At 46.4% G+C, this 15,619-nt stretch carries 11 protein-coding genes; 1 reads left to right on the forward strand and 10 read right to left on the reverse strand.

Annotated features, from left to right (window positions below):
• Positions 1–119: 119 nt before the first annotated feature.
• The 9 genes from IP485_RS10720 to recG form a co-directional block, all read right to left on the reverse strand.
• Positions 120–935, reverse strand: coding sequence for a sulfite exporter TauE/SafE family protein (locus IP485_RS10720; RefSeq protein WP_198327214.1), 816 nt, complete (start codon positions 933–935; stop codon positions 120–122).
• A gap of 133 nt (positions 936–1,068) precedes the next feature.
• Positions 1,069–1,584 (reverse strand): flavin reductase, encoded by a 516-nt coding sequence (locus IP485_RS10725; protein WP_198327215.1) that lies wholly within the window; start codon positions 1,582–1,584, stop codon positions 1,069–1,071.
• A gap of 39 nt (positions 1,585–1,623) precedes the next feature.
• The gene (locus IP485_RS10730) at positions 1,624–2,652 is read right to left on the reverse strand and encodes a methionine synthase (RefSeq protein ID WP_198327216.1); all 1,029 of its coding nucleotides are present in this window, start codon (positions 2,650–2,652) and stop codon (positions 1,624–1,626) included.
• A 38-nt stretch (positions 2,653–2,690) separates the two neighbouring features.
• Positions 2,691–3,713 (reverse strand): DUF1852 domain-containing protein, encoded by a 1,023-nt coding sequence (locus IP485_RS10735; RefSeq protein WP_198327217.1) that lies wholly within the window; start codon positions 3,711–3,713, stop codon positions 2,691–2,693.
• A 326-nt stretch (positions 3,714–4,039) separates the two neighbouring features.
• Entirely contained in the window at positions 4,040–5,041 is a 1,002-nt protein-coding gene (gene ahr / locus IP485_RS10740) for an NADPH-dependent aldehyde reductase Ahr (RefSeq protein WP_198327218.1), read from the reverse strand.
• Positions 5,042–5,326: 285 nt separating this feature from the next.
• Positions 5,327–5,941 carry a YceI family protein gene (locus IP485_RS10745; protein WP_320159134.1) on the reverse strand — a complete coding sequence of 205 codons (615 nt, stop codon included), beginning with the start codon at positions 5,939–5,941 and terminating at the stop codon, positions 5,327–5,329.
• 163 nt (positions 5,942–6,104) lie between these two features.
• Positions 6,105–9,209, reverse strand: coding sequence for an efflux RND transporter permease subunit (locus IP485_RS10750; protein WP_198327219.1), 3,105 nt, complete (start codon positions 9,207–9,209; stop codon positions 6,105–6,107).
• Positions 9,206–10,519: an efflux RND transporter periplasmic adaptor subunit gene (locus IP485_RS10755; RefSeq protein ID WP_198327220.1), complete on the reverse strand. Its 1,314-nt coding sequence runs from the start codon at positions 10,517–10,519 to the stop codon at positions 9,206–9,208. The genes IP485_RS10750 and IP485_RS10755 overlap by 4 nt, the downstream gene beginning before the upstream one ends.
• A 275-nt stretch (positions 10,520–10,794) precedes the next feature.
• Positions 10,795–13,146: an ATP-dependent DNA helicase RecG gene (gene recG, locus IP485_RS10760; protein WP_198327221.1), complete on the reverse strand. Its 2,352-nt coding sequence runs from the start codon at positions 13,144–13,146 to the stop codon at positions 10,795–10,797.
• 408 nt (positions 13,147–13,554) lie between these two features.
• Between recG and IP485_RS10765 the strand changes: the two genes are divergently transcribed.
• Positions 13,555–14,574 (forward strand): patatin-like phospholipase family protein, encoded by a 1,020-nt coding sequence (locus tag IP485_RS10765; RefSeq protein ID WP_198327222.1) that lies wholly within the window; start codon positions 13,555–13,557, stop codon positions 14,572–14,574.
• A gap of 173 nt (positions 14,575–14,747) precedes the next feature.
• Here the strand turns inward: IP485_RS10765 and IP485_RS10770 are convergent, their stop codons facing one another.
• Complete coding sequence (locus tag IP485_RS10770) at positions 14,748–15,335, reverse strand: hypothetical protein (protein WP_198327223.1); 588 nt, start codon at positions 15,333–15,335, stop codon at positions 14,748–14,750.
• Positions 15,336–15,619 lie beyond the last annotated feature (284 nt).

The raw sequence follows: 15,619 nt of genomic DNA on the forward strand, positions 1-15,619 counted from the left end.
CCTGTTAAACGCTTTTGTATACTACTTAACACAGCCCACTAAACTAAGCGCAATTCTCCGCATTAAGCACTACCATGCTATTTATGACCCTTATATTTTAAATACATCAATATAGCTAATTAGAACAATCCTTTATAAAGGAAGTAACACCCTACTACGGTCAACAGTACTGCAAAACATTTTTTTAATAGTTGTGGTGATAATATATGAGCGACTTTTGCCCCTATCTTGGCGGTAAAAAAGCTCATGATGCTGATACCTAAAAAGGCATAAATGTGGACAAAGCCAATCGTATTGGGTACATTGACTTGCGCCTGCATCCCAAAAATCATAAACCCTAATGCCCCTGCAATCGAAATGGGTAGGCCACACGCCGCTGACGTGCCAACTGCTTTTTGCATCACCACACCATAACGCGTGAGATAAGGTACGGTTAAGCTGCCGCCGCCAATCCCAAAGATGGCAGAAGCGATACCAATAACGCCACCTGCTGCTAGTTGCTTAGGTTTTGAAGGTAGTACTGCATTGGTATTACTGGCACTGCTATCTGCTTTATTTTTGCCACCCACAAACATTTTATAGGCAACCCACAACAAAAATATGCCAACGATGAGCTGAAGATATAACCCTGATATCTGCCCTGCAATCCCTGCCCCCAAAAAACACCCTATCGCTAAGCCTGGTACTAGATTCTTAAAGACAGGCCACATAACTGCGTCTCTTTTATTATGTGCCATTAGCGAGCTGATAGACGTCACAATAATGGTCGCAAGCGAGGTTCCTAGCGCCAAATGCATGATATTGTCAGCAGGGTAACCCATTTGAGTAAAAACGATAAAGAGTAGCGGTACGATGATCGTGCCACCGCCCACGCCAAACAGCCCCGCCGCAAATCCTGCTAGAGCGCCTATGATTAAAAAAATGATGAGTTCCACGGAATATTTACTTCTCAGATTGATGATGAAGCTAGTTGATTCAGTTTAAAAGAGAGACAAGGCAACCGAACGCAGATGTATAGGTGATACTTCAAATGAGGTTAACGCTACCACTCTTTTATAGAGTATTGACTTAAGCGAGGTCCACTTGACCCACTCGAGAATAAGCACGGTTAAAATAAACCAGACCCTCCTCTGACCCATCTTGCTGCTCAGATTGTTTGATAGCGACCACTCGGCACATAAAAACACTGTGCGTCCCCACCTCCTGAACATGCTCAATCTCACAGTCAAAACTGACCAATGCATCTTCTAGAATAGGAGAGCCTGTCACTAGCTGAGTCCAAGCACCCTGTTCAAAGCGCTCTACTGACTGTAGTTTTGAGGCAAAAGTGTTAGAAATCGATTCATGATGAGCGCCCAATACATTGACGCTCAGTGTTTTATTTTCAATAAAATACGCATGTGAGCGTGACGTCTGATTCATACAGACGAGCAAAGTTGGCGGTGTATCGGTGACACTGCATACAGCCGACGCCGTAAACCCATGAACGCCCGAAACGCCTGCTGTAGTGACCACGTTGACCGCTGTCGTTAACAAAGACATGGCGTCTCTAAAATCAGTTGCTTCAATCCTATCTTTAATCATTATTCCAATCCTACATTTGGATTATCACTGGTCATCCGCTTAGCCTGCTAGTTCTTGACGAACGATTTTGGCACCTGCACTTAATGCGGCGAGCTTACCTCGTGCAACTTGGCGAGACAACGGTGCCATGCCGCAATTGGTCGCAGGATAGAGCTTATCCGCATCGACAAACTGCAGCGCTTTACGTAAGGTATCTGCCACTGCCTCAGGGGTTTCAATGTCATTAGTTGCTACATCTATCGCACCGATCATCACTTTTTTGCCGCGAATGAGTTCGATCAAATCCATGGGTACGCGTGAGTTCTGACATTCAAGTGAGACAATATCAATTTTCGACTGCTGCAATTTAGGAAACGCTTGCTCATATTGACGCCACTCTGAGCCCAGTGTTTTCTTCCAATTATTATTGGCTTCGATACCATAGCCATAACAGATATGTACCGCTGTCTCACATTTAAGGCCTTCGATGGCACGCTCTAATGTGGCGATACCCCAGTCGTTGACGTCATCAAAAAACACATTAAAGGCCGGTTCATCGAATTGAATGATATCCACGCCAGCAGCCTCTAATTCTTTCGCTTCTTGATTTAGAATTTTAGCAAATTCCCAAGCCAATTTCTCACGGCTTTTATAATGACCGTCATATAGCGTATCAATCATCGTCATCGGCCCAGGTAGCGCCCATTTGATTGGCTGATCCGTCTGCTGACGTAAAAACTTAGCGTCTTCTATAAATACTGGTTTTTGACGGCTCACAGCACCTACCACTGACGGTACACTCGCATCATAGCGATTACGGATTTTAACGGTCTTGCGCTGCTCAAAATCCACGCCGTCGAGATGTTCAATAAAGGTGGTCACAAAATGCTGACGGGTCTGCTCGCCATCACTGACGATATCAATCCCTGCATGTAGCTGTTCTTGCAATGACAACCGCAGAGCGTCCTGTTTGGCTTCAATCAGCTGCTCACCTTCTAATGCCCAAGGCGACCAGATTTTTTCAGGTTCAGCCAGCCAAGAAGGTTTCGGTAAGCTGCCAGCAGTTGAGGTTGGTAGTAATATATCCATGATAATTTGTCTTCTTTATTTTAGGTAGGGATTAGCAATTAGGCAGCGTATTTTTTGACTGATTCTTTTTGATCAGTTTTGCCTGTGACGTCATAGTTTGCCGCCCATTTCTCAAGTATCGCTTGGTATGGCTTGATGAACGTCTCTTCAGTGAACTTACCTTGCGTCACCGCCATTTGGCTGCGCTCTTCGCGATCATACACAATTTGCGTCAGTGAATAATCTTGGTACTTAAGGCTTGGCTGGTAGACATCACCGGCGCTTGAGTTGGCATTATAAATCTCAGGACGGTAGATTTTCTGGAAGGTCTCCATGGTACTGATCGCGCTGATGAGCTCAAGATCCGTGTAATCACTCAGTAAATCACCCGCAAAGTAGAACGCTAACGGTGCGGCACTATCAGCAGGCATAAAATAGCGTACGGTTAGACCCATTTTATGAAAATAGTCGTCAGTCAATGAATAGTCATCCTGTCTATACTCAACTCCCAATACAGGGTGTTTGTTGGCCGTACGGTGATAGGTTTTGCTGGTTGAGACACTCAGGCAAATAACAGGCGCTTTGTTAAAGTTGGCGGTGTAGGCCTCTGATTGCAATACATACTGGAACAGCTTGCCATGTAAATCGCCAAAACTCTCTGGCGTTGGCGTGTTTGGTTTTTTACTAAAATGCTCTGATAGCACGATACTAAAATCATAGTCACGTACATAAGAGGAGAAGCTGTTGCCCATCATGCCTGCAATACGCTTATTGTCTTTATGATCGACGATCGTGGTTTTGAGCGTTTCGATAACGGGAAAAGTATCACCATCACCTGCAATATCCATATCAACTGAGATGATGTCAACCTCAACAGAATAACGGTCTGCGGTTGGGTTATCCCAATGCGCCAATGCATTAAAACGGTTATTGATCATTCTTAACGTTTTGCGTAGGTTCTCTTGACGATGTTCACCACGCGCCAAATTCGCAAAGTTAGTCGTCAGACGCGTGCTGTCTGCAGGATGATAGTTTTCATCAAAACGAATGCTCGAAATGGAACAGCTAAAATTTTTGCTCATGGTGATTCACTACCCTATTCTCGTTATCTGAGATAAACCAAATGTTTGTATGGGATGAATCATACCTAAATTCAGACATGAATAAAAACGATACTATTTTAATAAAAGATGAATAATATTCATGTTAATAGAATTAAATGACAGCGGTTCCGATTACAGCTTATGTTGCATCGGTAGCAAAGTACTTTTTCTAAGTTGCTCTGTTTGATGGTATCAAGCATTTGTATCAGACAAAAAAATAGTAGTGATACGCCATTTATAAAATGACGTATCACTACTATGATTAGAACTGGCTGCCTTTAGGGGTTAGTAACCTTTAGCGACTTCTACTCTCTTTCTAAGACCACTCGATAACGCGCATTACCGCTTTCTAGTCGCTCGAATGCTTCGTTTATCTCAGACATTTTATAGGTTTCAGTCACTGGCTGAATCTTGTGACGCGCTGCAAAGTCTAGCATTTGACGAAGCGTCGCTGGCGAGCCAACTGGTGAGCCTGACAAGCTGTTTTGCGCCATAATCATCGGAGCCGCAGCAATTTCTAATGGCGCTTCTAATATACCAACAAAGTGTAATCGACCTTTTGGCTTTAAGGTCTTAATGACCACGTCCCAATTCATGTCTACATTCACAGTCGAGATAATCAAATCGAATGAGCCTGCTGCTTTTTCGATTTCGCTATCTTCTCTTGAGTTTAGGCAATGATGCGCGCCAAGCTCTTTGGCTTCTTCCATTTTTGATTCGCTGGTGAATGCAGTTACTTCACAGCCCCATGCATTAGCAAATTGTAATGCCAAATGACCCAAGCCACCAATGCCGATCACAGCCACTTTTGAGATTGGTTTGATATCGTACTGCATCAATGGGTTAAATACTGTGATACCGCCACACAGTAACGGTCCTACAGAATTAAAATCCAAGCCTTCTGGGATTTTTATCACACTGGTGTCTTTTGCACGTACTTTATCAGCAAAGCCGCCATGATTGCCGATGATGGTGCCTTCTTGCTCGGCACATAGGTTATGGTCACCGCCAATGCATAAATCACAAACGTTGCAATAGCCTTTGTGCCAGCCAAGTCCCACTTTATCGCCAAGCTCTAACTGTTTTACATGCTTACCTTTTGCCAGTACTTTACCGGCCACTTCATGACCACCCACAAACGGGTATTGCGTCATACCCCATTCGTTTTGCCACATGGACAAATCACTGTGGCAAACGCCGCAGCTGTGTACTTCGATTTCTACTTCATGATCGCCTAGAGTGCCAGGCTCATATTGGTAAGGGGCGAATTTTCCGCCTTTTTCTTGTGCTGCATAAGCGTTAATCATCATTACTTCCTTATTTTTTTAGTGTTTCAGGGTCTTTACTGAGTATCAAAACCTATCAAACCAACCTAAATGGCTGAGCGTCTAGAGGCTAAAATAGGATAATAATACTCACAAGTAGACCGTTCGACTTGAACGCGCTAAGACTATCATAATACCGAGCGTGATACCCAAAAAGCGACGAATCACCAACACTACTGTCAGACCTATTTTATCCAAATCTGTCAACTAGCATTGCTGAGACGATGCTTGCTTGAACATTCGTAAGTCTTTAGAAAATGCATAGCACTAACGCTTTGCGGCTTCTATCTGAATGTTCAGTTGGACTTTTTCGGTGATACCCAATAGCGTATATTTGCTGATACCCCATTTGGTGCGATCAATAGTCGTTGTAAAATCACCACCGCAGACTGGTTTTTTCAATATTGGATTTAGATAGCAGTTGAACTTGGTGGCGGTCAATGTAATCGGATTGGTTTTGCCATGCAGTGTCAACATACCATCGACCTTACTGACACTCGTCTTATCCCCTTCAGTCAAGAAATGCCATTTGGTGGATTTAAATTGAGCCAATGGAAACTGATCTACATCAAAAAAATCTGCGCTTTTGAGAGCGATATCAAATGCGGTGTCACCTGTATTTAAGCTGTTTAGAGGAATGACGAGCGAGATATCGCCGGTCTTAGCTGCTGGGTCATAATCTAGCTGTCCCGTTACGTTATAAAAGCCGCCCGTGTTGGTCGAGGTATTAAAATGGTCAATAGCAAAGCGTACATTGGTATGGGTGGGGTCGATATCGTAAGTTACTGCCTGACTACTGGCGATACCCAATAGGCTGATGCATAAAGCCATTATAGTATTTTGAGAGAACAGTATGACTGTCGAGAGAGATAGTTGATTCATGAAGGCACTCCTTGGCGGTGGTAAATGGTTAATCACATCCTTTATGACTATGCACTCATATAATGACGACAAGCCCATACTTAAGCAATAAGTATGGGCTTGTCTATTTTTGATTCGGTTGCGACTGTTAATGCTAGGTTGGCGATTAGATAGAAACACTCAATTATATTTTACTATCTGTCACTGCTTTCTCTTTACCACTTGGCACAAGCCACTTAGCAAACCATCCTGACAAATCATCCATCAATGTATACACTACAGGTATCACCACCAGACTCAGTAGCGTAGATGTCACCAGACCACCCAAAACAGCAGCAGCCATCGGTCGTCTAAAGGTAGGATCAGCATCACCCCAACCAAATACCAGTGGCAACATACCTGCACCCATCGCAATGGTGGTCATCATAATAGGCCGCGCGCGCTTATGGCAAGCATCAACTATCGCTTCAAAACGTGCCAGCCCGCGACGCTGCGCAATGAGCGCATAATCGACCAACAAAATAGAGTTCTTGGTGGCAATCCCCATAAGCATAATAAAACCAATCATAGAAGGCATCGAAAGACTGCTATTGGTAATGACCAAACCAACAAACGCACCGCCGATCGATAGCGGCAACGCCATCAAAATAGTAAACGGCTGCAGCAAACGACCAAATAGCAAAATCAGTACACCCAAAATACAGACCACGCCCACCGACATCGCAATGATAAAACCACTAAAGAGATCCGCCATGTTTTCGGCTTGACCTTGATCGATAATAGTAATCGAAGCAGGCAATTGCTGCATGCTCGACACCGCTTTGACCGCTTGCACCAAGTCACCAAGCTCGCCATTGGCAGGTTGTACCGTGATACTAATCGCACGCTCCCGATCCAGTCTACTAATCTGGGCAGGCCCTGTGCCAAAGCTCAAGTCAGCCACTTCACCCACACGCACCCCTTGCCCTGCTGGCATGGTGCTTGGCACATACAGTCCTTCTAGCTGACTGACGTTCTGTTTGGCAATATCTGGCAGACGCACCACGATAGGAATCTGACGCGTGTCTAAATTGAGCTTAGACAGGCGCTGTTCATAGTCGCCCACAGTTGCGACACGTAGCGTAGTAGCGATGCCCTCAGTGGTCACGCCTTTATCCGCCATCGCCAATCTGTCGGGTGTCACTGTCAGCTCTTGGCGCGGCAAGCTGCGATCACTAGTTACCGCGCCTGCACTTGGCAAACCGCGAATCTCGGTCATGATTTTTTGAGCAGTCTGCTCAAGCAGCTCTGGATTGGTACTGGTCAAAGAAAAATTATAACCACTCTCGCCGCCACTCGACAGTCCAACCGTAAAGCGGGCACCCGGTACTTCGGTCATCAATTGGCTGATTTTGCGTTCTATCTCTTTTTTGGTGCCGCGTTCTGCACGCGGTGCAAGCACAATATCCAACCCAGCGATATTTTCTGCTTTACCACCGCCACCATCTGACGCACCCATCGACGCCTGCGCCTCTCCCACGGAAGAAAAAATATTGGTCACCTCAGGCATCGCCAAGATGCGCGCACTGGCAAGCGCCGCCACTCGCTCCGTATCCGCGAGCGCCACATCAGGCGTCAGCTCAATGGACACACGTGTTTGATCAATATCGTTGTCAGGGATAAATGCCGTGGGCAATAATTTAATAAGCCCTAAAGAGGCTACAAACAGTACCACTGTCGCACCCATCGTCAGCCAACGATGACGCAGTGTCCAAGTCACTATTTGCAGGTAACGCGTCATGAGCGCGCTCTGTTTTTCGACGTGCTTTTTTTCTGGGCGCAGTATGTATGCCGCCATCATGGGCGTAATTAACCGCGCTACCATCAGTGAGGCAAAAATTGACAGTGCAGCTGTCCAACCAAATTGACGGAAAAACTGTCCCACAATCCCGCCCATAAAGGCCGTCGGCAAAAACACCGCAATTAGAGTAAAGGTTGTGGCAACCACGGCTAAGCCAATCTCATCGGCGGCTTCCATCGCCGCCTCATAAGGCGTCTTACCCATGCGTAAATGACGTATGATGTTTTCGACTTCTACAATCGCATCATCTACCAGCACGCCAATTACTAATGACAGCGCCAACAGCGAGATAATATTTAAACTAAAATCGAACAGATACATGCCCAAAAAGGTTGGGATAACGGACAATGGCAACGCCACTGCCGCCACGATGGTCGCGCGAATATTACGTAAAAAGAGAAACACCACCACCACCGCGAGCAGTCCACCTTCGATGAGCATTCGTAGCGAGGCTTGATAGTCTTCTGCGATAGGGGTTGCCCGATCGTAGACTTTTTCGATACTGATATTGCCGATGTCTGCCGTCAGCTTAGCAAGCTCTAGATCCACCAGCTCCATCACTTCAACTTCACTGGCACCACGTGAGCGAGTGATGTTAAACGCCACCACGGTTTGATCATTGAGCTTGGCGATAGAGTTGGGGTCGGCTGGGCCATCGGTGATGGTTGCCATACGCCCAAGCGCTTGCGTACCACCTGCAGGTACAGCGACTTGTAGATTGTTCAGCTCATTTGCACGCTCAACCGCACCTAATACACGAATGGTTTGGGTGGTGTCCCCGACTTCTGCCTCACCGCCAGAGCTGTCTTGCTGAATGCCAGCAATTTGTTGCGACAATTGCGAAATGGAAAACTGCAAGCCACTCAGAGAAATAGGATCAGCAGCAACAGTAATCTCACGTTGTAGCCCGCCGACACGGCTCACCGTACTGACGCCAGGTATGTCAGAGAGACGCTTGGTAACGGTATCATCCACAAACCATGATAAGTCTTCTACGCTCATGTTTTTGGCAGCGACAGAGTAAGTCACGACTGGGAACCCAGCTGTAGAGACCTTGGTAATAATCGGATCATTGGCAGCAGCAGGCAGGTCACCTTGCACTTCACCAACCGCCGAGCGTACATCGTCGACGGCTTCTTGAATGTCTTTTTCTAATGTAAATTCAGTGGCTATCGTTGCCGCACCTGTCTGTAGGGTGGTGCGAATATGACTGACGCCTTCGATACTGGTGATCTTGTTTTCAATTTTTTTGGCGATGTCATTTTCGAGCTGTGAGGGGGCAGCCCCTGGTAGTGTCACGGTGACCACCACAGCAGGCAGATCAATATCTGGAAACTGCTGCACCTTCATTTTCATAAAGCCGTAGATGCCGCCCAATGTCAGGAGCACAAACAATAAGATAGCCACGAGCGGATTTTTAATCGAATAAGACGAGACGTTTAGGCTCATGGTTGTGCCTGCGCTGCTGTACTCGTTTGGCCTGCGCCATTAACGATACGCACCAGATCTCCATCATTCAAAAAGCTACCGCCTTGTTTGACGATTTGGCTGTCATTAGGTAAGGCCTCTACCACTGCTACGCTATCGCCCACACGTGCGCCTAAGGTAACACGTTGCTGCTTGATGCGGCCTGTCTGTTGCGCTTGGCGAGCAGCGCTTGTTTGCGTAACCAGCATCACATAGTCATAGCCATCATTACTGACAATCGCGCTATTGGGTATCATTTGGGTGCTGGTATTGCCTAATAGGAACTCACCCGTTTGATACATACCGGCCCGTACTTTTGGGTTGGCAGCTAAGCTTGCATAGATAGTGATTTGGCGATTGTTGTCAGCGGTCGGTGCAATACGGCGCACCTGACCCATCACCGAGTCACCACCTGTCAGGCTAACTTTCACAGAAGTGCCAATATTGATGTCTCCAATCAGCTTCGGGTCGATATCGGCCCGCCACTCTAGGACACCGTCTTTGATAATCGTAAACAGTGGCTCACCGCCTGTTACTTGCCCAACTTCCACCATTTTTTCACTGATGATACCGCTTACAGGGGCGACAACGGTTGCATTTTCCAAGGTCAAACGTTGATTGTTTAGGCGGGCTTTGGATGCCTGCAATGATGCTCTTGCTCGCACCTCAGAGGTGCGGTAACGATCCGCTTCTTGTTTGCTGATGGCATCAATACTTATCAATGGCAATACACGGGCGGCATCAGCACTGGCGTTCGCTAGCGTGGCTTCAGCTTCTGCAACATCTGCTTGCGCTTGCAACACTTGCTGCTCCACCGCGTCCGTATCAAATACGGCCAATACTTGACCCGCTTTGACACGATCCCCCTCTTCGACCAATATGCGCTCTATCGCAACGCCATTGACTTTTGCACTGACATTCGCAGTGTCTTTGGCACTGATTGTGCCATCAGCACTTAGCGTATTGCCAACGTCATCTTGGCTTGGACTGACGGTTTCTACCGAGAGTACCGCTTGCTCAGTGCTCGCATTGTCGTCCGTCACCTCGCCACTTGCCACAGCGTTAGAGGCTGATGAGTCATCTGTGGTCACATCGCTAGTATTCCAGTATCTACCCAACAATACGCCTGCAAATAACACAGCCGCCAATACTGGCCATAGCCATAATGGTATCTTGGCAGTTGGTTTATCAGTGACCTCTGCTTGACGATAAGGCGGCAGTTGGCTATTCGCTAACGTCTCCTCATGACTGGCTAAATCTGACTTATTGTTGGGGTCTGAAAGATCACTCATAATCGGTCTCTATAAATAAGCGTACTGGTGAAAAGCGGTAAGCAAGAGCTGAAAATACAAGTGAGAACAATAAGATATCAACGATTTATATTGATGGCACTCAATCACATTGTAGCTCATTGGACTTAGACGTCAATTATGATGCCTATCTGCCCAGTCAATCTTTGTTTAATCATATTTTTGGGTATGATTGCTTTTAAGCATCACTACTTTTAGGCATCTTTTGTTTAGGTGTGGCTGCTTCTAGGCAGTGACACTTTTAGGCAATGATACGTTTAGGCATTAGTATAACGGCTTGCCTCAGGCATCCAGCGGTGTATCATCTGGCTGACATCCGCTTTTCGCGCAGGATCTGCAATCAAATGCTTAGCTAAACGTTGAGCAATGGCAAACAGTTGCTCGTCTCGGATCAGATCTGCCAAATAATAGCCAACGTTACCGGTTTGGCGTTTACCCAACAGCTCTCCCGGCCCGCGTAGCTCCAAATCTTTTTGAGCAATGACAAAGCCATCAGTGCTATCGCGCAAGACATTTAGGCGTTCAGTACCAGTCTCTGACAATGGCTTTTGGTACAGCAATACACAGTAACTTTTGGTAGATCCGCGCCCGACGCGCCCGCGCAGTTGATGCAATTGTGACAGGCCCAAGCGCTCTGCATTTTCGATAACCATCAAGGAGGCGTTGGGTACATCGACACCAACCTCGATGACCGTGGTCGCAATAAGTAAATCCAAATCGCCTGCCTTAAACGCCTGCATGATGGCTTGCTTATCAGCAGATTTCATCTTGCCGTGTACCAGTCCGATACGAATATCTAGACGCTCATTGAGGTCTTCATAGGTGGCTTCAGCGGCCTGCGCATCTAATACACTAGACGCTTCGACCAGTGAACATACCCAGTAAGCCTGCCTGCCTGCCTCGCAATTAATCGCAATGCGCTCTATCACCTCATCACGGCGGTTACGATCGATGGTCACCGTTGTAATGGGCGTGCGTCCGGGCGGCAGCTCATCAATGATGGACGTATCCATATCACCATAGACACTCATCGCCAGCGTGCGCGGAATGGGAGTCGCCGTCATGATCAGCTGATGCGGGGTACTATTGGCCACGCCTTTATTGGTCAATGCCATGCGCTGCTCAACGCCAAATCGATGTTGCTCATCAATGATAACTAAGCCCAATTTGGCAAATTGCACTGTCTCTTGAAACAATGCATGGGTACCGACGACGATTTGTACCGTATTTTCGCTCACCGCCTCTAATGCTTCACGGCGCTGTTTGGCCGTTTGTTTACCAGCGAGCCAGCCAACACCGATGCCTAAGGGCTCAAACCATTGTTTAAAGTTCAATAAATGCTGCTCGGCCAAAATCTCAGTCGGTGCCATCACTGCCACTTGCCAGCCACTATCCAACGCATAGCCCGCAGCACCGGCGGCAACCAACGTTTTGCCAGCGCCCACATCTCCTTGTACCAGTCGTAGCATGGGAATGGAAGTCGCCATATCAGCAGTAATGTCACGCATCACTCTTTTTTGAGCACCCGTCAAATCAAATGGCAACGCAGCCAGTAGCTGATCGGTCAGAGGGCTCTGAGTCGTACATTTAGGGGCTTTATACTGATGTAATTGCTGACGTCGATATAGCAGACTCAGCTGATGTGCCGTCAACTCTTCTATAATCAAACGCTGGCAGGCAGCGTGAGTACGCGCGCTTAACTGGGTCAACAATTTATGTTGCTGACTTGCATTGGTATAAGTAGGCGGTGTATGCAGCAACACTAAGGCTTCAAATATCGACAAGCTGTAGACATTGCTATGGGCGGTACTGGGGGCACCATGATGAGTATCATTACTTGCGTTGTAAGTAGAAGGGCTGGGTTTGTACACGCCATTACTTATCTGATGATCAGGTATGCTACGCGCCAGTGTCGAAAAGATATCTTCTGAATGGTCAGGCTCCACTATCACAGGTTTGGTAGGCTCAAAAGGCACTAATGGCAGATCATTTACCACCGCAAAGTCTTGCGCCGTAAACAGCGTCATCGGTAGCCCCTGACTACGAACCGTCTGTAAGGCCAGTTTAATCAAAGTCCGTAGCTTATTCTGATGTAAACCTTTGACACTTGGATAGATGGGCTGTAGCCCAGTATCAGTCGTGACTACAGTATCAGTGATGATTTGATATTCAGGATGATGCATCTGTTTGCCATAACGACTGACTTTTACTTCACCGAACAGCTGTAAATGCGTACCCAAATTCATAGTTTGGGCCAGTCCGCGATAGACCTTAAAAAACCGCAAGGATATCGTCCCAGTATCATCATCGATCGTCACAGTCATGCCGCTGCGCTTGATATCGACATGGACGACCCGACCGGTAATCAAAGCCGACTGCCCATGCTCCGCCTCTGCGATAGAGACCAGACGGCTGCGATCCTCATAATCACGGGGCAAATGTAGCAACAAATCAAATATCCGTTTGATATTCAGTTGCGCCAATTGCTCTGCTACTTTTGCACCCACACCTGCCAACGCGGTCACTTGCATATCTAATGCCGACGGTGGCAAATCAGGACGCAAATGCGCAGCTGAACTGGTTGAAGAAGGGGGCAATGGTACTGGCATCAATGATCCTAACAAAATTATTTAATTGGTATGGGGTCTGTCCACTATAAAATAGCGACAACATTGACCTTATTTGCAGCATGATTGAAAAATCCACACTCGACTGGCTCGACTCTCTTTTATATTGACTCAGCCATACATCCTGTCGATTGTTTTGGTAATATTGCGCATAGACAATATCGCACATAATGGCGATCAGCATCAACGAGTACTTTGCTCTAAAATACTGACGCACTTTATTATAGCGGACAATATAGTGGCTTATACTACGCTGTTTAATAAGCCTTTTATCAACAAATCTTAATCAATGATACCGCTGTAAAAACCCTAAAGACAAACCACGCATGTCTCTCGTACCAATAATGATTTTGCTGTCTCTACATTATGACTATTTTATAAGGTGCTTTTATGTTCGCTGCTGCTGTGTATCGACTACCCCTTCGTCGCTCAAGATTACTGCGTATCAGTCTGCTGAGCGTGCTCGGATTTTACATCAATGCTTGTAGCACATTAACCCCTACCACTGGCGCATCGACATCAGATTCAGACACTCAAGTCGAACCGCTGCGCGTAGCACTGGTATTGGGCGGCGGCGGTGCTAAAGGGTTTGCTCATGTTGGCGTGATTAAGGCATTAGAAGCGAATGGCATCAAACCAACCTTAGTGGTTGGCACCAGTGTCGGCAGCTTAATTGGCAGCTTGTATGCCAGTGGCTACACGCCAGCAGAACTGGAGCGGTTGGCACTGACGACCACAGATAGCCAACTGACTGACTTTACCTTGTCTAACCAAGGTTTTATTGAGGGCATTAAACTCAAAAACTTTATCAATAACAAAGTTGGCAAACAAGCGATAGAAGACTTCCCGATTGCGTTTGCTGCTGTCGCCGCAGAAAAACACAGCTTAAAAAAATATGTCTTTACTACGGGTGATGCAGGACTGGCTGTGCAAGCATCATGTAGCGTGCCCAATATTTTTATCGCACCGCGCATTCCGGAAAAGGTTGGGAAAAAGTATGTCGATGGTGGTGTCGTTAGCTTAGTGCCTGTTGATAGCGCACGCGATTTGGGTGCTGATATTGTCATTGCGGTTGATGTGACTGCCGCTCAGAGTCGTACCAATGGCACTAGTAGTAACCTTAGCCCCATTAATAAACTCTCGACTATAAGCGCTTTGAGTGACTTTTGGGGGTTGTTAGAAACCAATATCATGGCGACAACCGCGAGTGGCAGTCGCTCGTCATCCATGCGCCTTGAACGCGATCGCGCTGATATTATTATTAACCCCGATGTTGGTCATATTAGCGCAATAGATAGCAGTCAGCGTAGTACCCTCATAAAGGCTGGTACGCAAGCCACCACACCACAAATTAATGCCATCAAACAGCTCATTCAAGAAAAATCTAAGCAAAAATACGCCACGCTTTAGGCACATGCAGCGAGAAATACCTCACATTGCAACGCATTAGATGCAAATATTAGATAAACATAATGACAGCCACAAAAAAGCACCACAGTCATAAACTGAGGTGCTCCTTATCGTGTAGCAAATCATGAATAAATACTATTCCGTCAAGCTCACAGGATCAATATTCAATTGTGTTATTTGACGCGCGCGCGATATTTGACAGCAACGGTGTCATTCAAGCCAACCCCTTCGAGATCCCAACGCACCGCTTTATAGTACTTAAGCGCGACATCTTGTAATTGGTTATCAACTTTGGTGCGCAGTGGCATGCGAGTAAAGTTATTGCCATCGATACTGCCATACGGAAACTCAGGTGAAACGGTATTGAGCAGCTCAACCTGATCTGGGATACTCATGGTGACAGTCATCTTACGTACTCGGTCTGCATTGGTATTAGTGAAATAGCCTTGATACTCTAATACATTGCCTGATTGCAGACGAGTATTGGTATTAACAGGGACTAAAATTTCTTGACCATTTGCATCGACACTGACTAACGATGCCGTGATTTTACTGTTCACGGCTTGTGCGCTTGAGGTATTACTGTTGGTGGTGTTTGCCTGAACTGCCATTGAACTATCAACTGCTTGCTCTGGTGTTGGCAGCATCGCTGACGCTTGCGTGACAACCATCGCACCGATGAGCGTACCGGCGACAACGTGAAATAAGCGATGGCCGCTCCAAGCACTAAACGGGCTAGCAAATTGGTTACTTTTTTTCATAATTTTCATAATCCCTGGTTGGTATATCGGTAAAGCGCAGATGATAAAGCTTGATTTGTTGCAATGACTGGTTTGATAATAAAAAGATACGGCTGTATAGGTACAACATAGTTATTCAAGCATAGCCATTTTATGTCGCGTTAATTGCATGGCTTTAAATCTTTATAACAGACAATACATAAGCAACCTACTGGCCTATCGCTACTTGCTGTTAATTGGCATATTCAATCAGCTCGTTGGGTCAGATTGATTGTTGTTATTGATTATCTTCGTTCAATGTCTGT

Source organism: Psychrobacter sp. NG27 (assembly GCF_016106655.1).
Lineage (GTDB): Bacteria > Pseudomonadota > Gammaproteobacteria > Pseudomonadales > Moraxellaceae > Psychrobacter.